We start from the raw sequence: 24381 nt of genomic DNA, 5'->3' as shown, positions 1-24381 counted from the left end.
CGATCCGCCTCGGACGCCTTCCGTGGTGGGGCAGACTGCGGCGGGTGAGCGCCCTCGTGTGGATCGCCTTCGGATCGCTGGCCGCGTGGCTGTGGCTGCTCCTCTGCCAGGGCTTCTTCTGGCGTACCGACGTCCGGCTTCCCGCGCGCGAGGAGCCGGCCGAGTGGCCCTTCGTCTGTGTCGTGGTGCCGGCCCGGGACGAGGCCTCCGTGCTGCCCGAGAGCCTGCCGTCGCTGCTCGCCCAGGACTACCCGGGCCGGGCCGAGGTGTTCCTCGTCGACGACGGCAGCTCGGACGGCACCGGTGAGCTGGCCCGTGAACTGGCCCGGCGGCACGGCGGCCTGCCGCTCACCGTCGGCTCGCCGGGCGAACCCCCGGCGGGCTGGACGGGCAAGCTGTGGGCCGTGCGCCACGGCATCGGTCTGGCCCGCGCGCGGGGGCCCGAGTACCTGCTGCTGACGGACGCGGACATCGCGCACGAGCCGGGGAGCCTGCGGGAGTTGGTCGCGGCGGCCCGTACGGGCGGTCTCGACCTGGTCTCCCTCATGGCGCGGCTGCGCGTGGAGAGCGTGTGGGAACGTCTCGTGGTGCCGGCCTTCGTCTACTTCTTCGCGCAGCTCTATCCGTTCCGCCGGATCGCGGTGGACGGCTCGCGGACGGCGGCCGCCGCGGGCGGCTGTGTGCTGCTGCGCGCGGACGCCGCCGAGCGGGCACGGATCCCGGACGCGATCCGGCACGCCGTCATCGACGACGTGGCACTCGCCAAGGCGGTCAAGCGGGGCGGCGGCCGGATCTGGCTCGGGCTCGCCGACCGGGTGGACAGCGTGCGTCCCTATCCGCGGCTGCGCGATCTGTGGCGCATGGTCTCGCGCAGTGCGTACGCGCAGCTGCGGCACAGCCCGCCGCTGCTCGCGGGGACGGTCGCCGGGCTCGCCCTGGTGTATCTCGTGCCGCCGGTCGCGCTGCTGGCGGGACTCGCCACGGGAGCCGCCTGGGCGGCGGCGGCGGCCGGCGGGCTCGCCTGGGTGCTGATGGCGGCGACGTACCTGCCGATGCTCCGCTACTACGGGCAGCCCCGGTGGCTCGCTCCGCTGCTGCCCGTGACGGCGTTCCTCTATCTCCTGATGACGGTCGACTCCGCGGTGCAGCACTACAGGGGACGCGGGGCCGCCTGGAAGGGCCGCACCTACGCGCGGCCCGACACCGCCCTCGACGAGAGCTGACGAGAGCTGCGGGACGTCCGGTCGGCGCCGTGGGCGCTCACTTCCTGCCGGGCGTCCAGTTCATGCCCCAGCCGTAGATGTGGTCGATGGTGCGCTGGGGGCTGACACCTCGCTCGGGGACCAGGTACCGGGCCTCGCGCTGGACGACCAGGTCGGTGCCGTTGCCGGAGATGAGGGCGAGCGCGCAGACGGTGGAGGGGACCGTGCACTCGTCGAGCGAGAAATCGATCGGGGCGCCGTGCAGCGGCTGGAGGGTCACCGTGGCGTGCAGGTCGGCGAAGGAACGGGCGCCCTCGTAGATGGTCACGAAGATGAGGATGCGGCGGAAGTCCTGCTTGTGGTCGAGGTTGATGGTGAGGTTCTCGCCGGTGTCCACGGCTCCGGTGCGGTCGTCGCCGTCGAGGTGGATGTACGGCGGCTGGTGCAGTGCGCCGAAGGCGTTGCCCAGGGCCTGGACGACCCCCTTGCGTCCGTCGCTCAGTTCGTACAGGGCGCACAGGTCGAGGTCGAGGTCGGCGTGCATGGCGACGGCCCGGCCGCGCTTGCTGCCCCACCCCGAGAACTGCTTGCGCACCTGCCAGTTGAGGTTCACACGCAGGGCGCCGGAGGTGCCGCCCTGCTTGCTGAGCGAGACGGAGGGCGCCTCCTTGGTGAGCGTCACCTTGGACAGGCGGACCGGCGCCGGAGGGGCCGCGGGCTGCCACGGATTCGCGGGGGGAGCCTGCGGCGGGGGCATGGTCACGGGCGGGGCGGCCGGCGGGGCCACGGGAGGCGGCGGTCCCTGCACGCGCGTGGCGGGCGAGGGCGGGGCCGGCGCGGGCGCCGCGTGCTGCGGCTCGTCCACGCTGATGCCGTAGTCGGTGGCCAGTCCTTCGAGGCCGCTGCCGTAGCCCTGTCCGACGGCACGGAACTTCCAGGTCCCCTGGCGCCGGTAGAACTCACCGAGTACGAAGGCGGTCTCCACGGTCGCGTCGGCGCTGTCGAAACGGGCGATCTCGGTGCCGTCGCGCGCGTCGAGCACCCGCACGTACAGCCCGGGGACGCGTCCGAAGGAACCACCGTCCGCGGAGGCGGCCAGGACCACCTTCTCGATCACGGGCTCCATGCTCGGCAGGTCGACGATCAGGGAGTCGGTGACCTGGCCGGCCGCGGTCCGCTTTCCCTCGTGACGCACCGCGCCCGAGGTGTGCGCCGGCTGGTTGTAGAAGACGAAGTCGCCGTCCGAGCGCACCTTGCCGTTCACCAGCAGCAGTGCGGAGGCGTCCGCGTCGGGCACCCCGGGGCCCGGACGCCAGCCCAGCTCGACCCGCAGCGTGCTCGTCGGGACAGGAACATTCGATCCCTTGGACATGGTCATGTGCGCCCCCATCGCGTGTCTCCGCGCCCGGTACGAGCCCCGCGCGGCCCGCCGGCTCCGTTCCCGCCCAACCTAATCCCCCGGCCCGCCGAACTCCCCCGACTCGGACCGGAAGATCCCCGGCCAACCGCCGGTAACCCGCGAGGAACTCGCCCTTTACACGATCTGAACCCGCTTTGGCGTCCTTTTTTGCCGAGTTCGCTCGCATTGGGGATCCCGCGTCACCGCGGACACGGAAAACAACCCTCTTATCGGTCTCCCCAACCAGCACATCGTGGGCTTAACTTATGTGCCATGACCTCCCCCCGCTCCACCTATGGCGGCGGTTACTACTCCGCCTTCCAGGACACCCCGATCTACGACTCCCTCGTCGCCGAGCGGGGTACCCCTCAGATCGCCCCGATTCGCGTTCCCTCCGCGTACGACTCGGGCAGCCACCTCCCCGCACTGCCGTCCGCTCTCCCCGCACTGCCGGCCGGCCCCTCGCACCACCAGGCCTCCTCGTACGGCTACCAGCAGGCCCAGCAGCCCGCTCCGCTGCACCAGGCGCCCGCTCCGTACATCCCGCAGCAGGCGGGCGCCCAGCGGGGCTACCCCGGCCAGCAGCCGCAGCAGCCCCGCCCGATGTCGGGCAACACCGGCTACGAGGCGATGCGGCCTGCCGCTCCCCGCCCCGCGCCGGCTCCGTACCAGGACCCCTACAACAGTCAGCAGTACCGCGGGTACTGACCCCTTGGCACCGGATTGTCGGTGCCCCCTGGCACCATGGCGGTCATGGGGAACGCGGTACTGCACTCGATTCACGTCCATCCGGTCAAGGCGTTCCGGGCCCAGTCGCCCCGGGAGGCCGTGGTGGAGCCCTGGGGGCTGGCCGGAGACCGACGCTGGGTCCTGATCGACGACGGGGGAAAGGTCGTCACGCAGCGCGAGCAGCCGCGGATGGCGCTGGCCGCCGCCGAGATCATCTCGGACGGCGGCCTTCGCCTGTCCGCCGAGGGCAGCGGCCCGGTGACCGTTCCCGTGCCCGAGCCCGCCGGCACGACGACCGTCGAGATCTTCGGCGACAAGGTGGAGGCGGTGCTCGCCGATGCCGCCGCCCACGCGTGGTGCAGTGACCATCTCGGTGCCGACGTGCGTCTGGCCCACATGGACGACCCCGCCGTCCGCCGCCCCGTGGACCCGCGGTTCGCGCTGCCCGGCGAGACGGTCAGCTTCGCCGACGGCTATCCGCTCCTCGTCACCACCCTGGGCTCGCTCGACGCCCTCAACGCGTTGATCGCGCGGGGCGACCACCCGGACGAGGGGCCCCTCCCCATGACCCGCTTCCGGCCGAACGCCGTCGTCTCCGGCACCGACGCCTGGGCCGAGGACGACTGGTCCCGGATCGCCATCGGGGACGTCACCTTCCGCGTCACGAAGATGTGCGGGAGATGCGTCGTCACCACGACCGACCAGGACACCGCCCGGCGCGGCAAGGAGCCCCTGCGCACGCTCGCGCGCCACCGCCGCTTCGCAGGCAAGCTGGTCTTCGGGCAGAATCTGGTGCCCGAGTCCGGTGGGACGCTGCGCGTCGGCGACCCGGTCACGATCCTCGGATAGCCCGCACGGGCCCGCCCCGCCGGAGACCGGCCGCACGGGGAACCCCGGCCGCGGGCAGGATCGTTGAAGGCGTGCGGGACGTTCGCGGAGGCCGTGCGGGAGAGGTGATTTCGCTCTCTCTTCCCCGGCCCTCGGCGTGAACGGCTCCGCGGGGGGTTATCACGGACGCGGAAGGGGGGTGCGGGACGGTGCGTTCGATCATCGGAATCTGGCGCTGGCGGCACAATCCGCTGCGCCGCACATCGGATCTCGTCGAGGCCTGGCTCGCCCTGGCCACCCTTCTGATCGTCCTCGTCGGAGCGCCCTTCGTGGGAGCCGCCGTCGGCGCCTCGGCGGAGCACGCGCTGCAACGGGCCGTCCGGCACCAGCGCGCCGACCGCCACGTGGTGGCGGCCACCGTCGTCAGGAAGCTCACTCGCGGCCCGCTGCAGCCCGATCCCGAGACGTCCACCGCGCGGGACGTCCGTAGCCGGGTCATGGCCGCCTGGACGGCGCCGGACGGAACCCGGCAGCGCGGCGTCGTGATCACCCTCCTCAAGTCCCCGCGTCCCGGCGCCCACTTCGCGCTCTGGACCGACCGGCACGGCCGCCTGGTGGGCCGCCCGCTCGACGGTGCCACCGCGACGACCCACGCCGTTCTGGCCGGTTTCGGCGCGGCCGTCCTGACGGCCGGCTGTGTGGAGTGCGGCAGACGGCTGATCGTCTGGCACATGGTCCGCCGCCGGTACGCACGCTGGGACCGAGCCTGGGACAAGGCCGGTCCCGACTGGGGCAAGGCGGGCACCGGCAGCTGACGGCCCGCCGTCGGCGGTCAACCGGCCCTGTCCGCGCACGCTACGGTGGACCGGCCGCGCTGACCCGCACCGTCATGAGAGGCTGTCGGACAGGGGCCTGAATCCCCGCCGACGGGGTATCAGCACGGCCTCGCAGAACCCGCGTACGACGAGGTGGGGGCACGACAGCGCCATGGCACAGGGCACGGTCCAGGTGACGCACACCGGAACCTCGCGGTGGCGGCGCCGCACGGGTGAGTACGCATCGCTGGCCGCCGCCCTGGAGGCAGCGGCCGACGGTGACGTCCTCACCGTCGCTCCCGGCACCTACCGCGAGAACCTGGTGGTGGAGCGGGCGGTGACGCTGCGCGGCCCCGAGGGCTCGCCCGGTTCCGTGCGCATCGCGCCGGTCGACGGCGTGCCGCTGACCGTCCGCGCCTCCGCCGTGGTCCAGGACCTGCACGTGGAGGGCCAGGACTCCGCGGCGCCCGCGCTGCTCGTCGAGGAAGGCACACCCGAGCTGCTGGACGTGCGGATCGTCACGCGCTCCGCGGCCGGGATCGAGGTGCGCGGCGGCGCCCGGCCCACCGTGCGCCGTTGCACGGTCGACAACCCCGGAGGCGTAGGCATCGCCGTACTGGACGGCGGCGGCGGGGTGTTCGAGGAGTGCGAGGTCGTCGCGGCCGGCCAGTCGGGCGTCCTGGTCCGCGGGGGCGCGCATCCGCGCTTCGAGCGCTGCCGGGTGCACCACACCTCCGGTGCCGGCCTGTCGGTGACGGGCGAGAACTCGTCGCTGGAGGCGGTGGGTTGCGAGGTGTACGAGGTCAAGGGGTCCGGGGTGCAGGTCACCGCGCGGGCCACATCCCACCTCACGGACTGCGACGTGCACCGGACCACCGCGGACGGCGTCACCCTGGACACGGACGCGGTCCTCACACTCGCCGACTGCCGTATCCACGACATCCCGGAGAACGCGGTCGACCTGCGGTCCCGCTCCGTGCTGACCCTGACGCGCACCACCGTGCGGCAGTTCGGGCGCAACGGCCTGTCGGTCTGGGACCCGGGCACCCGCGTCGACGCCAACCAGTGCGAGATCTTCGACAGCACCGGGGACTACCCCGCGGTGTGGGTCAGTGACGGCGCGACGGCGGTGCTCGACTCGTGCCGGGTGCACGACGTGCCGGACGCGCTGTTCGTCCTCGACCGGGGATCGCGCGCGGACGTCGTCGACAGCGACATCTCGCAGGTGCGCAACACGGCGGTGTCGGTGAGCGACGGCGCCACGGCGCAGCTCGACGACTGCCGCATCCGGGACGCCGCGACCGGTGCCTGGTTCCGTGACCACGGCAGCGGTGGCACGCTCTCCGGCTGCACGGTGGACGGCACCCAGACGGGCGTGATCGTCACCAAGGGCGCCGATCCGACGATCGAGCGCTGCACGGTCACCTCGCCCGCCGAGGCCGGCTTCTACGTGTCGGCCGACGGCCGGGGCAGTTTCCTGAACTGCCGTGTGGTGGACAGCGGGGGCTACGGCTTCCATGTGATCGACGGCTGCCGCGCGACCCTGCGCAAGTGCCGCACGGAGCGGTGCGCGCGCGGAGGGTACGAGTTCGCCGAAGGCGGCGCGCCCGGCGCGGGCCCGGTCGTCGAGGACTGCGCCAGCGACGAGAGCACCGGGCTGCGTGCCCCGGCGCACGAGACGGCCGTCGAGACGTCGGCCCCGTCGACGAGTCTGATCGGGGCGATCCCCGGCCAGCGCACCACCGAGCGGGAGCCGCTCGCCACCGAGCCGGAGGTCACCCCGCAGGCGCGTGCCTCGAAGGCCGTCCTCGGTGAACTGGACGCGCTGGTGGGCCTGGAGAACGTCAAGCGTGAGGTGCGGGCGCTCACCGACATGATCGAGGTGGGCCGGCGCCGGCAGCAGGCGGGGCTGAAGGCGGCGTCCGCCCGCCGGCATCTCGTCTTCACCGGCTCCCCCGGCACCGGCAAGACGACCGTGGCCCGGCTGTACGGCGAGATCCTCGCCTCGCTGGGTGTGCTGGAGAAGGGCCATCTCGTCGAGGTGTCCCGGGTGGACCTGGTCGGTGAGCACATCGGGTCGACCGCGATCCGCACCCAGGAGGCGTTCGACCGGGCGCGCGGCGGCGTGCTGTTCATCGACGAGGCGTACGCGCTGTCGCCGGAGGACTCGGGCCGCGACTTCGGGCGTGAGGCCATCGACACGCTGGTGAAGCTGATGGAGGACCACCGGGAGGCGGTGGTGGTGATCGTCGCGGGGTACACCGCCGAGATGGAGCGGTTCCTCTCGGTCAACCCCGGTGTGGCGTCCCGTTTCTCACGGACCATCACCTTCAACGACTATCTCCCCGACGAGCTGCTGCACATCGTGGAGCAGCAGGCCGAGGAGCACGAGTACCGGCTCGGCCCGGGCGCGGCCGAAGCACTCCTGAAGTACTTCACGGCGATCCCGAAGGGCGCCGCGTTCGGCAACGGCCGCACCGCACGGCAGACGTTCGAGGCGATGGTGGAGCGGCACGCGGGCCGGGTCGCCCAGCTGGACGAGCCGAGCACGGACGATCTGACACTGCTCTACTCCGAGGACCTGCCGGAGCTGTCCTGAGCGACCCCGTGCGGGCGCTGGCCGGGCACCTCGGTCCGCAGCCGGGCCAGCAGCAGTTCACGCTCGGCGGCGAAGGCGGGGTCCGCCTGGTAGTCGGAGTGGCCGAGGATGGGTGCGGGGAGCGGCTGCCGCGCGGTGCGACCGTAGGCGAGCGGGTCCTTCAGGGGCTCGTGGTCGACCTCGGGGCCGCAGTCGCCGGGCAGCCGTACGGGGCCGCCGATCGGGTCGGTCGGACGGTACAGATTGCGCCAGCAGGCGACCTCGCGGTGCAGTGAGGCGAGTGCGGCGGGTCCGAAGTGGGCCGGGAACCAGCGCCCGTACAGGCGCTCCAGCGGGGAGCCGTAGGTGAGCAGCGCGATCCGCCGGCGGGTCGCGGGCCGCAGTTGCCAGGCCGCGGCGGCGGCCAGCACGCTGCCCTGGGAGTGCCCGGAGAGCACGAGCCGTCCGCCGGTGGCGCGGGTCCAGGTGGCCATGCGCCAGGTCAGGTCGGGCACGGCGCGCTCGGCGTAGCAGGGCGGCGCGAAGGGATGGGCTGCGCGCGGCCAGAACGTGCCGACGTCCCAGAGGATGCCGATGGTGCGGCGGGCCGCGGGGTCCTTGTAGGCGCGGCGGCCCCAGGTCACGAAGAGTATGAAGCCGAGTCCGATGAGCCAGGAGCCGAGCGCCTGGGCGGTCTCGGCCGCGCCGCGGACGACGCCGTACGTCCCTCGCGCGGCCTCGCTCGGGGCGTCACCGGTGGCGAACGCCCCGGCCACTGCGCCCGCTCCGAGCAGGAGCGTCGCGAACGAGAGGACGCCGACGATGAACGGCGCCCGGTCGGTGAGGCCGGCCATCGCGCGCGTGCTCGCGATGCGGCGGGTGCGGGTGGTGTCCTTGGGCTCGCCCGGGTAGTCGCGTTCGACGGCGCTCATCTCACGGCGCCGCAGCAGCCAGGTACGCCGGCCGAGGCGGGCGACGACGGCGGACAGGACGAGGAGGAGCGGCGGGATCGCGGAGGCCTGCCAGGTGAGCAGGACGGGCGGGCCGGGGATCGAGTGGCGGGTTCCGTCGAGCCAGTCGGCGACCCGCTGGGAGACGCCTCCGGACATCACGCCGCCCAGCGCGCAGGCGAGCATGGCGACGGCGGGTCCGGCGAAGCCGCGCATCGCGGTGCGGGTGTCGACGGGGGCGTCCGCACCGCCCGGGGTGCCCCAGGTCGCGGGGTTCGTGCGGTACAGGATGTGGGCGACGACTCCGAGCCCGATGACGAGCAGGCCCTGGACGAGGGCGAGGCCGCCGAACGTGGCGTCGCCGGGGAGGCGTCCGGTCGCGTGCCACTCGGGGCGTGACCAGCCGGCGTACACCAGGGCGAGGACGAGGAGCACGACGGCGCCCTGGGGCAGCAGGCGGACCGGCGTCCGGTCGCGCCCCCGGTCGATCCGGTTCTCGCTGCGGCCCCGGCGGCAGACCACCCAGAGCACAACGAGGGCTCCCAGGACGAGGGTTGCGTTCAGGAGGGTGCCCAGAGCGTCCAGTGCGCCGGGTCCGCCCGGTCCGCGGTCGTGGCGGGACGCCGAGGCGGTCACGGCGGCGGCGACGGTGAGGAAGCCGGCGGCGGTGTGTGCGGCGCGCAGCCGGGCCACCAGGCGGCGCCCGTACCAGAAGCCGGGGCGGCCGAGTCCGGTGCCGTCGGTCTCCTCGTCGGGTTCGGCCTGGCGGGACATCGGCTGCTGGGACTCGTACGCGCTCCAGGTGCGGTGGGAGAGGTACCAGAGGAGCGCGGTGAGCGCGGCGGGGACCAGGGCGGCCAGGGCGAGGCGGCGGCCCGGCTGGCTCCACCAGCCGGCGTCGGGGCGGTCCGGTGAGAGGAATCCGAGCCAGGAGTGGTTGCGGACGCACGCGCGGGTGCCGGCGCACTGCCAGGCGGCCAGATCGAGTGCCACCTCGCAGGCTGCGGCGACCAGCAGGACGGTGAGGGTGAGCCCGGCGAGCCGGACGAGCAGGCCGTACAGGCGCACCGTGCGCGGGCGGTGGTGGGAGGCCGGGCGCATCCAGTGCGCGAGGTTGACGACCATGAACGGCAGCAGCAGGAGCCACAGGGCGCGGGCGCCGTTTCCGGAGGTGAGGTTGCACCACACGTAGGCCTCGCGCACCGGGCCGCCGCGGTGGGTCTCCGGGTGTTCCTCGGCGTCGGCGTCGTCCGCGCGGCGGAAGACCGCCGCGGTCGCGTCGCCGGTGACGCGGACGGTCCGCGGGTCGTCCAGCATGTCCTCGGGTGTGGCGCCACCCACGCCGTGGACGAGGAGTTCCAGGGCGATGTCGTCCGCCTCGGGCCGGGGTAACGCTCGTCCGTGCTCCCCGCCGGTGGTCTGTTCCGGTGCGTGTTCCACTGTTCCGCACTCCCCCGGGCAACGCGTGCCACATCTGTCATGTCCAGGCACAAGGATCGCGGCTGGGCGGCGCCAGGCACAGCCGAACGCGCGGAATCTCCCCGATACGTGTGAAAGTGACGCCTCTGGAGGGTCGGAACGGGCGTGCGGGCAGTGGCGCGACCGACGGTGTCCCGTGCGAGGATGGGACCTCCTCCAGACCTCGGACAAGGAGAATGTCCACGTGGGAGTGGGTTCGGACGGAGTGTCGGGCAGGCAGCGGCGAAAGGACCGGAGCGGGTCGTGAGTGAGAATCAGAACCTCCTCGCGGAGCAGCGTCGCGCCCTGATCCTCGACGAGGTGCGCCGCCGCGGCGGCGTCCGTGTGAACGAACTGACGCGCAAGCTCGGTGTGTCCGACATGACGGTCCGCCGCGACCTCGACGCGCTGGCCCGTCAGGGTGCCGTCGAGAAGGTGCACGGCGGTGCGGTCCCGGTGGCCGAGGCGAGTACGCACGAGCCGGGCTTCGAGGCCAAGTCGGGTCTGGAGCTGACGGCCAAGGAGGACATCGCGCGGGCGGCGGCCGAGTTGGTCGCGCCGGGGTCGGCGATCGCGCTCTCCGGTGGCACGACGACGTACGCGCTGGCGCATCGGCTCCTGGACGTCCCGGACCTGACGGTGGTGACCAACTCGGTGCGGGTGGCGGACGTGTTCCACTCCGCCCAGCGCACCTCGGGCCAGCGCCAGGGCGGCGCCACCGTGGTCCTCACGGGCGGTGTCCGCACGCCGTCCGACTCGCTCGTCGGGCCGGTGGCCGATCAGGCCATCGCGACCCTGCACTTCGACGTCCTCTTCCTCGGCGTGCACGGCATATCGCTGGAGGCGGGGCTGTCGACGCCGAACCTCGCGGAGGCGGAGACCAACCGGCGGCTGGTGCAGTCCGCGCGGCGGGTCGTCGTGGTCGCCGACCACACCAAGTGGGGCACGGTGGGCCTGAGTTCGTTCGCCGCGCTGGAGCAGGTCGACACGCTGGTGACCGACGGGGGCCTTCCGGCCGGCGCCCGCTCGGAGATAGCGGAACATCTGCGGCGGCTGGTCGTGGCCGGTGAGCCCGAGGACGATACAGACATCTGACGGACCGCCAGCTAGGGTGTCGCTGCCCGCGCCGCCGGTCGCTCCACGGGAGCCGACCGCGGCCTGGGGCACCGAGGTCATCGATCGCTGCCGACCGGGACTCGTTCCCGCTGGGGGGTTCGCTCATGGCACGCCGTCTGCGTCCGGTAGGAACCGACTTCGTCGAGACCGCTCCGGTGCGTCTGGTGTTCGCCCGGGAGGTGGGCGCCGGTCCCGAGGCGGTCTTCCGGGCGCTCGCCGAGGACGTGTCCGGCTGGAGCGACTGGTTCCCCGCGGTGACGCTGGCCAGGGCCGCCGCCGACGGTGCGGGACGCGAGGTCCGGCTGCGGGGTGGCACACGGTTCGAGGAGACGGTTCTGGCCGCCGAGGCGCCCCGGACCTACGCGTACCGGGTGGACGCCACGAACGCGCCGGGGATACGGGCGCTCGTCGAAGAGTGGCGGCTGACCCCCACGGCCCGGGGCACGCGTGTGCAGTGGACCTTCGCCGCCGACGGGACGGCGCTGTTCCGCGCTGGCCTCACCCTGGGGCGGGCCGGTCTGGGCCGCGCCTTCCGGGGCGCGGTGACGGCACTGGACCGGCGCCTGGCGTCCGCACACGCCTGAACTCCGGCTCCAAGCAGGTCAGTTGGGCCAGACGCCCGTGCGCAGCAGGCTGGTGATCGCCTCGGTGTACGGCGCGATGTCCAGGCCCTGCTCCTCCAGCCACGTATCCGAGTAGTACTTGTCGAGATAGCGGTCGCCCGGGTCGCAGAGCAGGGTCACCACGCTTCCCGTGCGCCCCGCGGCCACCATCTCGGCGACGATCTTCAGGGCGCTCCACAGGCCGGTTCCGGTCGAACCTCCCGCCTTGCGGCCGATGGCCTGTTCCAGCGCGCGCACGGCGGCCACGCTGGCGGCGTCGGGGACCTTCATCATGCGGTCGACGGCCCCGGGAACGAAGCTCGGTTCCATACGCGGCCGGCCGATGCCCTCGATGCGCGAGCCGCAGTCACAGGTGACGTCCGGGTCGCCGGTGGTCCAGCCCTCGAAGAAGCAGGAGTTCTCCGGGTCGGCGACACAGATGCGGGTGTCCGCCTGCATGTAGTGCACGTAGCGCGCGAGGGTGGCCGAGGTACCGCCGGTGCCGGCCGTGGCGACGATCCACGCGGGTTCGGGGAACCGCTCCAACTCCAGCTGGCGGAAGATGGATTCGGCGATGTTGTTGTTGCCGCGCCAGTCCGTGGCGCGTTCCGCGTAGGTGAACTGGTCCATGTAGTGGCCGCCGGTCTCGACCGCGAGGGCGGCGGCCTCCTCGTACATCCTGCGCGAGTCGTCCACGAAGTGGCACCGGCCGCCGTGGAACTCGATGAGCCGGCATTTCTCGGGGCTCGTGGTGCGGGGCATGACGGCGATGAACGGAACGCCGATGAGCCCCGCGAAGTAGGCCTCGGAGACGGCGGTGGAACCGCTGGACGCCTCGATCACCGGGCGGTCCGGACGGATCCATCCGTTGCACAGGCCGTACAGGAACAGGGAGCGGGCGAGGCGGTGCTTGAGGCTGCCGGTGGGGTGGGTCGACTCGTCCTTCAGGTACAGGTCGATGCCCCACGCCTCGGGCAGCGGGAAGCGGAGCAGGTGGGTGTCCGCCGAGCGGTTGGCGTCGGCCTGGACCTTGCGGACGGCCTCTTTGAGCCAGCTCCGGTACCCCTCGTCGGTACGGTCGACATCGAGGGTCTCGCCGGTCCGGATCTGCTGGGGAGTGCTCACGGCAGGGCTCCTAACGCCTGGTGCCGACGCCGCTTGAGCTGGTCGGACCCTTCGATCATAAACACCTTCCGCACGCTTCTCACCTGCATAAACACACCTTTGGGCGCCCCAAAGGCACCCCTGGGTACGGCGTGCGGGCGCTTGCGAGGGGGGCGCATACCGGCCTTTGCGCCCGGCGCCCCGACCGCCTCGCCATGCGCACTGGTGCTGGGCGCCACCTGCGGGCAGACTGCCCCACGGGGCGATCGCCCCCACCGGGACGGACACCGGGCATCACGACAGAACACAGCCGCGGCGCACAAGGGGGCGGAGCAGCATGGCGGAGCCGGAGTTCACGGCCACGGGCGTGCGGATCGGGAAGCGGCTGCGCTCGCTCACCCGGGCCGGACAGGTCCGGATCAGCGACGGCAGGCTGCAGTTGCTCACCAGCTACGGCAGTGAGATCGACAGTGCCCCGGTGCAGGCGGTGCGCGCGTCGAAACCCTGGTTCGCGCACGAGGACCGGGCGTCGGCGGACGTCAACGGCACCCGCTATTCGCTCACTCTCGGCGAGCACGATCCCGCCCCCGGAAAGCCGGGACCGCCGTCGGCGCGCCGCTTCATCGACGCGGTCCGCAGGGCGGCGGGAGGCGGCCGCTGAGGCGGCCCACGACGGCTCGGAAGGCACCGCGAGTTGCAGGACGGCGCCCCCTGGGTCACTCTGATGTCACTTCACTACTCTGGGTCAACCGGCGATAACGCTGCGAACCAGCCCGCCGGTCACCACAGCAGGCGGTCGTTCCACTCAGCCACCCTGCTGGATCCGATCTCCGTCTTCTTCCGGACCTCAATTCGGGGAGTCGCAGCCGTGATCAGCCAGCCAAGCAGGCATTGCGCGGTGGAGCTCCAAGCCCTGCCGTCGCGGATCGGCCAGGTCCGCAGAATCGTCTCTGCACAGTTGCGTTACTGGCATCTGGATCCCTTGATAGACCGGGCCGCGCTCGGAGTCACCGAGCTGCTCACCAACGTGCACCTGCACGCGCAGCCCGACAAACAGTGCACCGTGAAGATCGAGCTGCTGCTCGACACCCTCACGGTCTCGGTGCGCGACCACGATCCCCGGCTTCCCGAGGTGCGGGAGGCGGACACCGGCGCCACGTGCGGACGCGGCCTCGCCATGGTCGCCGCGGTGAGCGAGAACTGGGGCGCGCGGCCCGACGGCGAGTCGGGCAAGGTCGTCTGGTTCACGCTTCCGGCGAAGGCGCCCGTGGTGGCGTCCACGCTCCGCACGCCGTACGAGATCTCCCGCGAGGCCCCGCTGCGGCAGACCGTCGACGTGCTCAGGCCGGAACACGCTCCCGCCCGGTCGGCCGTTGCCGGCTGACCGGGCGGTGACCACCGTCGCGTACGCCGCTCCGTCAGGGACGTCGTACGGGTCCGGACGGCTCACTCGGTGGCGATGGCGCGCAGTACGTCCAGTCGCGCCGCCCGCCGAGCCGGGCGCAGGCCCGCGAGAGCCCCGGCGGCGAGGCCCACCAGGGCCACCACCACGAGCCGGAGCGGTGGTACCGCGAAGGCGAACGCGGTGTCGGACACCCCGTCGGAGGCCTCGACCAGGACCCAGCCGAGGAAGGCACCGAGGGCGAGACCGCCCGCCGTGCCGAACGCGGCGACGAGGACCGACTCCCAGCGGACCATGGCGCGCAACTGCCCCCGGGTCTGCCCGACGGCCCGCAGGAGCCCGATCTCCCGGGTGCGTTCGTGCATCGCGAGCGTCAGCGTGTTGGCGATGCCCAGGAGCGCGATGAGGACCGCGAGGGCGAGCAGGGCGTAGACCAGGGTGAGCATCATGTCGATGCCGCCCGCGGAGGACCGCGCGTACTCGTCGCGGGTCTGCACCTCGGGGTTGCCGTAGCGCTCGGCGACCTGTCGCACGGCCGCCTTGCCCCGGGCCGTGCTCACTCCGTCCTTCAGGGAGACGGCCACGAGCGTGTCGGAGTCCTGGGTGCGGTGCGGGGCCCAGGCCGCGCGGGTGATGACGTACTCGCCCGCGAGCTCCGACTGTCCGTAGACGGCGCGGACGGTGAAGTCCTGCTCCCGGCCGTCGGCGAAGGTGAGACGGGCCGTGTCGCCGGTCACCAGGTGCTGCCGGTCGGCCTCCTTGCGGGTGATGGCGATGCCGTCGGCGCCGAGGCCGCTCAACGAGCCCCGCACCTCGCCGAGATCGAAGACCTTGCCGAGGGCGACCGGATCGGTGACCGTCAACGCCTTCCCGCTGCCGTTGACTTCGGCGACGCCCTTGCCGAGCCCGACGGCGTTCCCGACCACCGGCAGCCGCGCGACGGCTGGGGCCAGCCGGGGGCTCAGCCCGCTGCCGCCCGCACCGAACGAGGGTGCGCTGACCGCGATGTCGCCCGCGAAGGAGCGGGAGACCGTCTGGTCCATGGTGGCCTTGAGCGAGGCGCCGAACACGGTGAACAGCGAGACCACGGCGACGCCGATCATCAGGGCGCCGGCCGTGGCCGCCGTGCGCCGCGGACTGCGCAGCGCGTTGCGCCGGGCGAGTCCGCCGGTGACCCCGCGCAGCCTGGCGACGGGTGCGCCGAGGACGCGTACGGCGGTGGAGGACGCGACGGGTCCGAGGACCACGAAGGCGGCGAGGGCGAGCACCGCGCCGAGGCCGGCGAGCCAGAGCGAGGGTGTCAGCAGGACGCCGGTCAGGGTGACGGCCACGGCGAGTGCGGCCAGTCCCCCGCCGGTGACCGCGCGTCCTCGGGAGGCGCCGGACTCGTCGACGGCGGTCTCCCGCAGGGCGGCGAGCGGGGCGGTGCGTCCGGCCCGCGCGGCGGGCAGCAGCGCGGAGGTGAGGCAGACCACGACGCCGACGGCGAGCGGCAGCAGCATGGACAGGCCGCTGATCACCAAGTCGCCGTCGGGGAAGGGGAATCCGATGGCCGGGAACAGCGCCTGGAGCCCGGCCGCGATCCCGACGCTACCGGCGAGGCCGACGGCGGAGGCCGTCACGGCGACGACGGTCGCCTCGGCCAGGGTCGACGCGGTGACCTGTCGGCGTGAGGCACCGAGGGCACGCAACAGCGCGTTCTCACGGGCGCGTTGGGCGACGACGATGGCGAAGGTGTTGTGGATGGAGAAGGTCGCCACGAGCAGCGCGATCCCGGAGAAGACGAGCAGCAGCGTGGTGAAGATCGTCAGGAACTGGCTGGAGATCATGTCGGTGTTCTCCTGCGCGGACTCCTGTCCGGTGATGGCCTCGACTCCTGCGGGCAGCACGGGAGTCAGGCGGGCGACGAGGTCGTCCTGGCCGACTCCCGGGCCGGCCCGCACGCGGATGCTCGCGGCCTCGCCGGGCTTCGGGGTGAGATACCGCTCGGCGTCGGTCTGCGTCATGCCGGTGAACGTCACCTGGGCCATGCCGTCCTCGCCGCCGAAGGTCGCGAGGCCCACGATCGTCACCCGGACGGGATCGGGGGTGCGCAGGACCGTCGTGTCACCGATTCTCAGGTCGCCCTTCTTCGCGGCGCCCCGGTTGACGACGACCTCGCCCGTCCTCGCGGGCGCCCTGCCCTCGGCGAGGCGGTAGGCGTTGAGTTCCGGGTCGTCGATCCAGTTGCCCGCGAGGGTGGGCGGTCCCTGCCCGCCGATGGCCTTGCCGTCGGCGCCGACCAGTTGGCCCGCGCCCTGGATGTCGGGCACCGCGGCGGCGACCCCGGGAGTGGCCTCGATCGTCCGCACCAGGTCGGTGCCGACGGGGCTGCGCACGCCCTGGCTCTCGCCCGGCGCGGTGACGGCCCCGGCACTGCGGACGACGGCGTCGGTGCCCTTGGTCGCGTTGCCGAACATGGTGTCGAAGCCGGCGCGCAGGGTGTCGCCCATGACGAGCGTGCCGGCCAGGAACGCGACGCCGAGGAACACCGCGAGGAACGTGCCGGCGAAGCGCCGCCGGTGGGCGCGCAGCGAGGAGACGCCGAGGCGCAGTGCGGCGTTCATACCGGGGCCGCCGTTCCGTCGAAGGCCTTCATACGGTCGAGGACGCGTTCGGCCGTCGGGTTCTCCATCCGGTCGACCAGGCGTCCGTCGGCGAGGAAGACGACCTCGTCGGCGTGTGCGGCGGCGACCGGGTCGTGCGTGACCATGACGACCGTGCGGCCGGTCCGGCGCACCGTCCGGCCGAGGAGGTTCAGGACCTCTCCGCCGGAGCGGGAGTCGAGGTTGCCGGTGGGTTCGTCGGCGAAGACGACATCGGGCCGGCCGGCGAACGCCCGCGCTACGGCGACGCGTTGCTGCTGTCCGCCGGAGAGCTGGCTTGGGTGGTGGTGCAGCCGGTCGCGGAGACCTACGACGTCGACGAGCGAGTCGATCCACTCACGGGAGCCGCCGGTGCCCGCCAGGTCCAGGGGCAGGGTGATGTTCTCCGCGACGGTGAGGGTGGGGATCAGGTTGAAGGCCTGGAAGACGAAGCCGACGCGGTCGCGTCGCAACAGGGTCAGGCGGCGGTCGTCGAGGGTGCCGATCTCGGTGTCGCCGATGTGCGCGGTTCCCGAGGTGAGGGTGTCCAGGCCCGCGGCGCAGTGCATGAGGGTGGACTTGCCGGACCCGGACGGGCCCATGATCGCGGTGAAGCGGCCGGCCGGGAAGCCGACACTCACCCCGTCGAGGGCCCGGACGGCCGTGTCACCGCTGCCGTACACCTTCACGGCCTCGGTGACCCGGGCCGCGTCGCGGGCGGGGGTCCCGGCGGTCATGCCGCACCGCCCTTGCCCGTGCCGCCGAACTGCTCATCGAGGACGGACAGCCGGCGCCAGTACTCGTCCTCGTCGATCTCCCCGGAGGCGAAGCGCCGGCCGAGCACGGCGACCGGCGAGTCGCCCGTCGGGCGGGGGTCACCGGGGCCGAAGCCGCCCACGGCCCGCCACGGCCCGCGGCGGCCTCGCCAGGCGGTACGCCGCAGGACGGTCACGACGCCGATCACCACGGCCGCCCAGATCAGCGGGAAGAACAGGATCCACGGGCCGGGGCCGCCGTCCCAGTTCGCCAGGGTCTGCATCTCGGGTCATCTCCTCGGTGGGTCCGCGCTGTCGCGCGGGATCTGCTGATGCCTCGAGACTCGCTCCGCGAGGGGGTCCGAGTCGTCGTACTGCCAGCGGCTGTCCGCGTACCTCGGCGGGAGTACACACGGCGCCCGGGACTGCTCCGCACGACGCCGGCCACGCCGGGGACCGGCCGATCCACCGTCCGCCTCGACCGCTGTACCTACTGGCCGCTGTACCTACTGGTATGTACAGTGAGGGCATGGACACTGCGGACCGGCTGATCGAATCCACCCGGGAGCTGCTGTGGGAGCGCGGTTACGTGGGCACCAGTCCCCGGGCGATCCTGGAGCGCGCCGGGGCCGGGCAGGGCAGCATGTACCACCACTTCCGCGGCAAGCCCGACCTGGCGCTCGCCGCGATCCGCCGCACGGCGGCCGACATGCGGGCCGCCGCCGAGGCCGTACTCGACGCGCCCGGCTCCCCGTACGGGCGCATCGAGGCCTATCTGCGCCGTGAACGGGACGTCCTGCGCGGATGCCCCGTGGGGCGGCTCACGATGGATCCGGACGTGGTCGCCGACTCCGCGCTGCGCGCACCGGTCGACGAGACGCTCGACTGGCTGCGCGGACGGCTGGCGGCACTCGTCGAAGAGGGCAAGGAGCAGGGGCAGTTCGCGCCCTCGCTCGACGCGGCCGACATCGCCGCGACGATCCTCGCGACCGTTCAGGGCGGCTATGTGCTGGCCCGCGCCTCGGGCTCCCCGGCCGCCTTCGACGCCGGGGTCCGGGGGCTGCTCGCCCTGCTGGCCCCGATCGCCCCCGACACCGCGCACGGATAGGGACACCGCCATGCACGCGATGCAGTACGAGATCACACTCCCCGCCGACTACGACATGACCGTCGTCCGCGACCGGGTCGCCCGGGTCGGCCCCCTGCTCGACGCGTGGGACGGCCTCGGGTTCAAGGCGTATCTGATGCGCGAGCGCGGGATCGACGGCTCCCCCGTCAACCAGTACGCACCGTTCTATCTGTGGAACACGGTCGAGGGCATGAACTCCTTCCTCTGGGGAGGGGCGTTCCAGGGTCTGGTGAACGACTTCGGGCGCCCCGTCGTCCAGCACTGGACCGGACTCGCCCATGAGGAGGGCGGCGCCGCGGGATCGGCGGCCGTGACGGCCGTCCGCGCCCGCCGGCCCGTCTGCGAGGGAGTGGACCTGACGGAGGCGATGGCCGAGGCCGTGCGCGAGACCGCGCGGCTCGCGTCCCTGGACGGGGTGGTGAGTGCCGCTGCCGCCGTCGATCCGCGCCACTGGGAGATCGTCCACTTCTCGCTCTGGGCCGACGCCTCCCCCAAGGCGCCCGGCGAGGTCTTCCAGGTGCTCCATCTCTCGCGGCCGGAGCGGGAGTCGCTCCCCCGGGGGCGGCAGTGGTGAGCCCGGCCGCCGCCGTCCGCACGGTGCTCGGGGACCTGCCGCCCGAGGCCCTCGGGGTGTGCGACGCGCACGACCACCTCTTCTTCGGCAGCCCCCGACTGCCTGGCCAGGAGCTGCGGGACGCGTCCGCCGCCCGCGCCGAACTGGCCGCGTTCCGCGAAGCGGGAGGCGCCGCCGTGGTCCAGTGGACGCCGTACGGGCTGGGCAGGCGCGCCGCCGATCTGCCGCTGCTCTCCCACGACACCGGGGTGCACATCGTGGCGGCGACCGGACTGCACCAAGCCGCCCACTACGCACCGGAGTTGCTCCGCCGGCTGCGCGGAGAACTGGCCGGCCTCTTCGTCTCGGAACTCACCTCGGGCATCGGCCCGTCCGGTGTCCGCGCCGGGCTGATCAAGGTGGCGGGCGCCTTCCACGCGGTGGACGCGCACGCCCACTGGACGATGACGGCGGCGGCCGAGGCCCACCACGCCACCGGCGCGCCGATCGCGGTCCACCTGGAACTGGGCACCGCCGCCCTCGACGTACTCGACCTGCTGTGCGGGCAGTTGGCCGTGCCGCCGCACCGCGTGATCCTGGGACACCTGAACCGTTCGCCGGACTTCGTGGTCCAGCGCGAGGCCGCCGAGGCGGGCGCCTACCTCGCGTTCGACGGCCCTTCCCGCGCCAACCACGCCACCGACTGGCGCATGCCGGACGCCGTACTCGCCCTGGCCGACGCCGGGTTCGGAGAGCGTCTGCTGCTCGGCGGCGACACGACGACCGCTTCGGCCCGGTCGGTCGACGGCGGCCCGGGTATGCCGTATCTGCTGCGCCGCGTCCGCCCCCGGCTCGAACACGCCCTGGGAAAGGACCTGGTGGACCGGATCCTGACCGGCAATCCGGCACGCGCCTTCGGCGTTGCCTGGCGTTCCTGAGTCGGGGCGGTGGCCCTGGCCGTCAGACGGCCAGGGCCGACAGGGGGTCGTCGAGGACGGGCTGCCACGCCAACTCGGCTGCACCCACGAGGCTGTTGTGATCCAGCGTGCAGGCGAGGATCGGCACCACACCGCTGCGGCCCCACAGACTGCGGTCGGCGACGACGGCGCGCAGCCGGTCCGGGTCGGCGTCCAGCAGGCTGCGGTGGAGACCGCCGAGGATGATGCGGTCCGGGTTGAGGATGTTGACGAGGCCCGCGAGCCCGAGGCCGAGCCGGTCGATGAGCGCCTCGGTGGCACGACGCACGGACGGATCGGTGTACTCGTCGCGGATCAGCTCGTTCGACTGCTGGAGCAGCGACACCTCGGGACCGGGGGCGCGGCCCGCGGCGGTGAGGAAGGCCAACGGGTCGGCCTCGACGTCGAGACAGCCGCGGCTGCCGCAGTAGCAGGGGCGGCCCTCCGGGTTCACGGTGAGGTGACCGACTTCGAGGGCGAGCCCCGAACTGCCGGTGTGCAGGCGGCCGTCGAGCACGAGGGCGCCGCCGACACCGCGGTGTCCGGTGGCCACGCAGAGCAGGTCGCGGGCGCCGCGGCCCGCTCCGTGCCGGTGCTCGGCGAGCGCGGCGAGGTTCACGTCGTTGGCGGCGAACGCGGGCCCCTCGATGCCCGCCGCGCGTACTCGCTCGGCGAAGATCTGCCGGACCGCGGCTCCCGCGGGCCATGCCAGGTGCAGCGGGTTGAGGGCGAGTCCCTCGGGTTCGGCGACGGCGGACGGCACGGCGAGGCCGGCGCCGACGCAGCGGCGGCCCGTGGCCCGGAGCAGGTCGGCGCCGGCATCGACGACCGAGCCGAGCACCTTCGCCGGATCGGCGTCGACCGCCTCGCAGCCGGGCGCGGTGGCCACGATGCGGCCGCCCAGGCCGACCAGCGCGGCACGGAAGCCGTCGGCGTGCACCTGCGCGGCGAGCGCGACGGGCCCGTCCTCGGCGACCTCCAGGCGGTGCGAGGGACGCCCCTGGGAGCCGGCGGCAGCGCCGGGCCGGGCGTCGACGCGGATCAGTCCCAGCGCCTCCAGCTCGGCGGCCACGGCGCCCGCGGTCGCCCGGGTGACTCCCAGCTCGGCGGTGAGCACGGCCCGCGTCGGCGCGCGCCCGGTATGCACGAGCTCCAGCGCCGGTCCGAGCGCCCCGCGCCCCCGGTCGAGCCGCGTCCGCGTGTTCCCGTCCCCCGCCGTCCGGGGGCCCGCCTTGCCGTTCATGTGGGTGAGTCTCCCATGATCCGCTCCCGTGGTGGCCCGCCCGGCCACCACGGCCCGTGCGACGCGTGCTGCCGGGCCGGGCGGGACGTCCCGTCCGTCGCCCGCCGTCCGGCCGGCCCGGCGGACGCACGTCGCGGCGCCGCGGTCACCGCTCAGAACCCGCTGACCCGGAGCGTGACGTTCAACCGTCCGGTCAGCCCCAACTCGGGCGGTGCCGTGCCCCCGTGGACCCGTGGCACACCGTGGAACGCGAGCCGCGACGCGCCCCCGAACACGAACAGGTCACCGCTGCGCAGCTCGACGTCGGTGTAGGGCCGGGTCCGGGATCGCGTGTTCCCGAACCGGAAGACGCAGGTGTCTCCGAGGCTGAGGGACACCACCGGGGCGTCGGACGACTCGTCGCTGTCCCGGTGCATGCCCATACGGGCGTCGGCGTCGTAGAAGTTGATCAGTGCGATGTCGTACGCCGGTCCGTCGGCGCCGGACACGTTCCCGCCGAGGGCGTCCACCGCCGCCGCGCGGGCCAGCTCTCCGAGTGCGTCGGGGAACGCCTTCACCGGGGAGCCGTCACCGTCGACGACCGTGCGGGCGTAGCCGTACGGGTACCAGTGCAGGCCCAGGCAGACCTGCCGGGAGGTCATCGTGCCGCCGCCGGGGGTACGCACCGTGCGCAGGCCCGCCGGCGGCCTCGCCCAGGAGCGGCAGTCCTCCAGGAGCAGCCGCTGGCGGCCCGCGTCCAGCCAGTCCGGGACGTGGACCGCGCCGGGCGCGATCTCCCGACGGCTGCGGGGGAAGAGCTCCGCGTCCATCGACATGCCTCCATCCTCGCGCACGCTCGCCGACCTGTGTCCCTTAGCCTTGACCCACGATGACCGACCGTATGACCACCCCCTGGGGCGACCACCGGCTCGCCCGATTCCCCGAGGATCCCCGCGACCCGCTGCGCGCGTGGGACGCCGCCGACACCTACCTGCTCCGGCACCTCGCGGAGAGCGGCACCGACCTGACGGGTTCGGTCGTGATCGTCGGCGACCGGTGGGGCGCGCTCGCCACCGCGCTGTCCGCCGCCGCGCCGACGCAGATCACCGACTCCCACCTGGCCCAGCAGGCGACCAGGGCGAACCTGGCGCGGGCCGGCGCCGACGAGTCGGCGCTCCGACTGCTCACCACCCAGGACCCGCCGCCCGAGCGGATCGACGTGCTGCTGGTCCGAGTGCCGAGGAGCCTCGCCCTGCTGGAGGACCAGCTGAACCGGCTGGCGCCCGCGGTGCACGACGGGACCGTCGTGGTCGGCACCGGGATGGTCAAGGAGATCCACACCTCGACGCTGCAGCTCTTCGAGCGGATCCTCGGCCCCACCCGCACCTCGCTCGCCGAGAAGAAGGCCCGGCTCATCTTCTGCACCCCGCTGCCCGGGATCGCCCGAAAGGCCAACCCCTGGCCGTACAGCTACCGGCTGCCAGAGGACATCGGGATCGTGTCCGGGCGCACGGTCGTCAACCACGCGGGCGTGTTCTGCGCCGACCGCCTCGACATCGGCACCCGTTTCCTCCTCCAGCACCTTCCGCGCAGCCGGGGCTCCGAGCGGGTCGTCGACCTGGGCTGCGGGAACGGAGTGGTCGGTACGGCGATCGCTCTCGCCAATCCGGACGCGGACGTGCTGTTCGTCGACGAGTCGTACCAGGCGGTCGCCTCGGCCGAGGCGACGTACCGGGCGAACGCCGACGGATACGCCGAGTTCCGCGTCGCCGACGGTCTGGCGGGCGTCCCCGCCGGGAGCGTCGATCTCGTCGTGAACAACCCGCCGTTCCACTCGCACCAGGCGACGACGGACACGACCGCCTGGCGGATGTTCTCGGACGCCCGCGACGCGCTGCGGCCCGGCGGCGAGCTGTGGGTGATCGGCAACCGCCACCTGGGCTACCACCTGAAGCTGCGCCGGCTCTTCGGCAACAGCGAACTGGTCGCCGGGGACGCGAAGTTCGTGATCCTGCGGGCCGTGAAGAAGGACGTCAGCCGGTAGCACCGCGCAGCACCCGGGGCGGGGCGCCGAGCTCACGCCGGCACGCCTTGTTGAACGCCTGCAGGTCGGGAATGCCGACGGCGGCGGCCACGGCCGGGATGGACAGGGTCGAGGCGCGCAGCAGGTGATGGGCGCGGTCCAGTCTGCGCCGCCGGATGTACGCCACGACGGTGCTGCCCGTCTCGGCGCGGAACAGCCGGGTGAGGTGGTTGTGGGAGACCCCGGCGGCGCGCGCGACCTCCGGGATGGTCAGCGGGGCGGCGAGACGGGCCTCGATGTGGGCGATCGCGGTGCCGACGGCGGGGTGCGGTCCGGGTCGCGTCGCGGCGGCGGGCACGAGGCCGGCGACGCGCCACAGTGCGGCCCAGATCTCCGCCCGGCTGCGGTCGGGCTCCGCCGGGGCGGCCGCGACGGCGTTCAGCAACAAGGCCGAGAGCAGGGACAGTTCGGGTCCGGCGTCCTGCACGACGGGAACGGTCCTCGGTGGGCCCGTGGGGGTGATCCGCAGGTGCGCGTAGAGGTGCTCGGAGCGGCCCCGGTAGCGGAAGCGGACCGTGGCACCGGGCGGCACGAGGCTGACCCGGCCGGGCCGGACGGCGTGCGCCGTGCCGTCGACGGTCAGTTCGGCCTCGTACCGGTAGAGGTGCAGCTGCCACAGCTCCGGCAGCCGGAACACGTCGGTGGCACTCGCGACCCCATGCACACCGACGCCGACACCGGCCACACCGGGCGGCTCACGGAGGTAGAGGTCCGTCTCGCGCACGGGGGAAAAGTACCAGGGGCGGTGTCCACCGTCGGCAGCCGGATCACGCGGCGGCGTCTCACCCTCGCTCCGGGCATCAACCGGGCCTCGGAACAGGCCCGTTGGTATGCCATCCGGTATGCGGGGTGGACAGTGGCCGCACACTTTCCGAT

The 24381-nt window shown here is 73.2% G+C and carries 22 protein-coding genes; 13 read left to right on the top strand and 9 right to left on the bottom strand.

The window, feature by feature from the left end; translation table 11 throughout:
- The first annotated feature begins 56 nt into the window (after positions 1-56).
- Entirely contained in the window at positions 57-1223 is a 1167-nt protein-coding gene (locus tag ABZT74_RS15045; RefSeq protein ID WP_356435331.1) for a glycosyltransferase, read from the top strand.
- A gap of 37 nt (positions 1224-1260) precedes the next feature.
- Here the strand turns inward: ABZT74_RS15045 and ABZT74_RS15040 are convergent, their stop codons facing one another.
- On the bottom strand, positions 1261-2574 hold the full coding sequence (locus tag ABZT74_RS15040; protein WP_356435328.1) for a TerD family protein: 1314 nt from the start codon (positions 2572-2574) through the stop codon (positions 1261-1263).
- A gap of 300 nt (positions 2575-2874) precedes the next feature.
- On the opposite strand from ABZT74_RS15040, the gene ABZT74_RS15035 reads away from it, so the two are divergent.
- The 4 genes from ABZT74_RS15035 (at position 2875) to ABZT74_RS15020 (ending at position 7572) form a co-directional block, all read left to right on the top strand.
- Entirely contained in the window at positions 2875-3309 is a 435-nt protein-coding gene (locus tag ABZT74_RS15035) for a DUF6643 family protein (RefSeq protein ID WP_355872899.1), read from the top strand.
- 45 nt (positions 3310-3354) lie between these two features.
- On the top strand, positions 3355-4179 hold the full coding sequence (locus tag ABZT74_RS15030) for an MOSC N-terminal beta barrel domain-containing protein (protein ID WP_356435174.1): 825 nt from the start codon (positions 3355-3357) through the stop codon (positions 4177-4179).
- 188 nt (positions 4180-4367) lie between these two features.
- Positions 4368-4973, top strand: coding sequence for a hypothetical protein (locus ABZT74_RS15025; RefSeq protein ID WP_355872905.1), 606 nt, complete (start codon positions 4368-4370; stop codon positions 4971-4973).
- A gap of 172 nt (positions 4974-5145) precedes the next feature.
- Positions 5146-7572, top strand: a complete 2427-nt coding sequence (locus ABZT74_RS15020; protein ID WP_356435172.1) for a right-handed parallel beta-helix repeat-containing protein — start codon at positions 5146-5148, stop codon at positions 7570-7572.
- Here the strand turns inward: ABZT74_RS15020 and ABZT74_RS15015 are convergent.
- Positions 7542-9818 (bottom strand): hypothetical protein, encoded by a 2277-nt coding sequence (locus tag ABZT74_RS15015; RefSeq protein WP_356435325.1) that lies wholly within the window; start codon positions 9816-9818, stop codon positions 7542-7544. The genes ABZT74_RS15020 and ABZT74_RS15015 overlap by 31 nt on opposite strands.
- 405 nt (positions 9819-10223) lie before the next feature.
- Here ABZT74_RS15015 and ABZT74_RS15010 point away from each other — a divergent pair, with 405 nt between their 5' ends.
- A complete protein-coding gene (locus ABZT74_RS15010) occupies positions 10224-11054 on the top strand; it encodes a DeoR/GlpR family DNA-binding transcription regulator (protein WP_081222903.1) in 831 nt (276 codons plus the stop codon).
- Between the two features lie 125 nt (positions 11055-11179).
- A complete protein-coding gene (locus ABZT74_RS15005) occupies positions 11180-11659 on the top strand; it encodes an SRPBCC family protein (RefSeq protein WP_356435169.1) in 480 nt (159 codons plus the stop codon).
- Positions 11660-11677: 18 nt separating this feature from the next.
- Here ABZT74_RS15005 and ABZT74_RS15000 read toward each other — a convergent pair whose 3' ends face one another.
- Complete coding sequence (locus tag ABZT74_RS15000; RefSeq protein ID WP_355872913.1) at positions 11678-12802, bottom strand: PLP-dependent cysteine synthase family protein; 1125 nt, start codon at positions 12800-12802, stop codon at positions 11678-11680.
- 316 nt (positions 12803-13118) lie between these two features.
- Here ABZT74_RS15000 and ABZT74_RS14995 point away from each other — a divergent pair, with 316 nt between their 5' ends.
- Both ABZT74_RS14995 and ABZT74_RS14990 read left to right on the top strand, forming a co-directional pair.
- On the top strand, positions 13119-13442 hold the full coding sequence (locus ABZT74_RS14995) for a hypothetical protein (RefSeq protein WP_355872916.1): 324 nt from the start codon (positions 13119-13121) through the stop codon (positions 13440-13442).
- 207 nt (positions 13443-13649) lie between these two features.
- Positions 13650-14165, top strand: a complete 516-nt coding sequence (locus ABZT74_RS14990; RefSeq protein ID WP_356174879.1) for an ATP-binding protein — start codon at positions 13650-13652, stop codon at positions 14163-14165.
- A gap of 62 nt (positions 14166-14227) precedes the next feature.
- Here the strand turns inward: ABZT74_RS14990 and ABZT74_RS14985 are convergent, their stop codons facing one another.
- Genes ABZT74_RS14985 through ABZT74_RS14975 form a run of 3 tightly spaced genes read right to left on the bottom strand, consistent with a single transcriptional unit; the run spans position 14228 to position 17846 of the window.
- Positions 14228-16789 carry an FtsX-like permease family protein gene (locus tag ABZT74_RS14985; RefSeq protein WP_356435167.1) on the bottom strand — a complete coding sequence of 854 codons (2562 nt, stop codon included), beginning with the start codon at positions 16787-16789 and terminating at the stop codon, positions 14228-14230.
- Positions 16786-17544 carry an ABC transporter ATP-binding protein gene (locus tag ABZT74_RS14980; RefSeq protein WP_356435164.1) on the bottom strand — a complete coding sequence of 253 codons (759 nt, stop codon included), beginning with the start codon at positions 17542-17544 and terminating at the stop codon, positions 16786-16788. Before ABZT74_RS14980 ends, ABZT74_RS14985 begins: the two co-directional genes overlap by 4 nt.
- Positions 17541-17846, bottom strand: coding sequence for an SHOCT domain-containing protein (locus ABZT74_RS14975; protein WP_356435161.1), 306 nt, complete (start codon positions 17844-17846; stop codon positions 17541-17543). Before ABZT74_RS14975 ends, ABZT74_RS14980 begins: the two co-directional genes overlap by 4 nt.
- 245 nt (positions 17847-18091) lie before the next feature.
- Between ABZT74_RS14975 and ABZT74_RS14970 the strand changes: the two genes are divergently transcribed.
- From ABZT74_RS14970 to ABZT74_RS14960, 3 genes are read left to right on the top strand one after another with little or no spacing between them, the layout of a single operon-like run.
- Positions 18092-18670 carry a TetR/AcrR family transcriptional regulator gene (locus tag ABZT74_RS14970; RefSeq protein ID WP_356435158.1) on the top strand — a complete coding sequence of 193 codons (579 nt, stop codon included), beginning with the start codon at positions 18092-18094 and terminating at the stop codon, positions 18668-18670.
- A gap of 10 nt (positions 18671-18680) precedes the next feature.
- A complete protein-coding gene (locus ABZT74_RS14965; RefSeq protein ID WP_356174865.1) occupies positions 18681-19265 on the top strand; it encodes a DUF4865 family protein in 585 nt (194 codons plus the stop codon).
- Positions 19262-20182 (top strand): phosphotriesterase, encoded by a 921-nt coding sequence (locus ABZT74_RS14960; RefSeq protein ID WP_356435155.1) that lies wholly within the window; start codon positions 19262-19264, stop codon positions 20180-20182. The genes ABZT74_RS14965 and ABZT74_RS14960 overlap by 4 nt, the downstream gene beginning before the upstream one ends.
- A 22-nt stretch (positions 20183-20204) precedes the next feature.
- On the opposite strand, the gene ABZT74_RS14955 is transcribed toward ABZT74_RS14960, so the two are convergent.
- Both ABZT74_RS14955 and ABZT74_RS14950 read right to left on the bottom strand, forming a co-directional pair.
- Positions 20205-21443 (bottom strand): ROK family protein, encoded by a 1239-nt coding sequence (locus ABZT74_RS14955; protein WP_356435153.1) that lies wholly within the window; start codon positions 21441-21443, stop codon positions 20205-20207.
- A gap of 152 nt (positions 21444-21595) precedes the next feature.
- The gene (locus ABZT74_RS14950) at positions 21596-22252 is read right to left on the bottom strand and encodes an alpha-ketoglutarate-dependent dioxygenase AlkB (RefSeq protein WP_356435322.1); all 657 of its coding nucleotides are present in this window, start codon (positions 22250-22252) and stop codon (positions 21596-21598) included.
- Between the two features lie 59 nt (positions 22253-22311).
- On the opposite strand from ABZT74_RS14950, the gene ABZT74_RS14945 reads away from it, so the two are divergent.
- A complete protein-coding gene (locus ABZT74_RS14945; RefSeq protein WP_356435150.1) occupies positions 22312-23466 on the top strand; it encodes a methyltransferase in 1155 nt (384 codons plus the stop codon).
- On the opposite strand, the gene ABZT74_RS14940 is transcribed toward ABZT74_RS14945, so the two are convergent.
- Positions 23456-24229, bottom strand: coding sequence for a helix-turn-helix transcriptional regulator (locus ABZT74_RS14940; RefSeq protein ID WP_356435147.1), 774 nt, complete (start codon positions 24227-24229; stop codon positions 23456-23458). The genes ABZT74_RS14945 and ABZT74_RS14940 overlap by 11 nt on opposite strands.
- Between the last annotated feature and the right edge of the window lie 152 nt (positions 24230-24381).

Source organism: Streptomyces sp. NPDC005302 (genome assembly GCF_040607345.1).
Taxonomy (GTDB): domain Bacteria; phylum Actinomycetota; class Actinomycetes; order Streptomycetales; family Streptomycetaceae; genus Streptomyces.
Note: the sequence above shows the minus strand (reverse complement) of the source record. Positions and strands in the feature narration are given on the sequence as shown.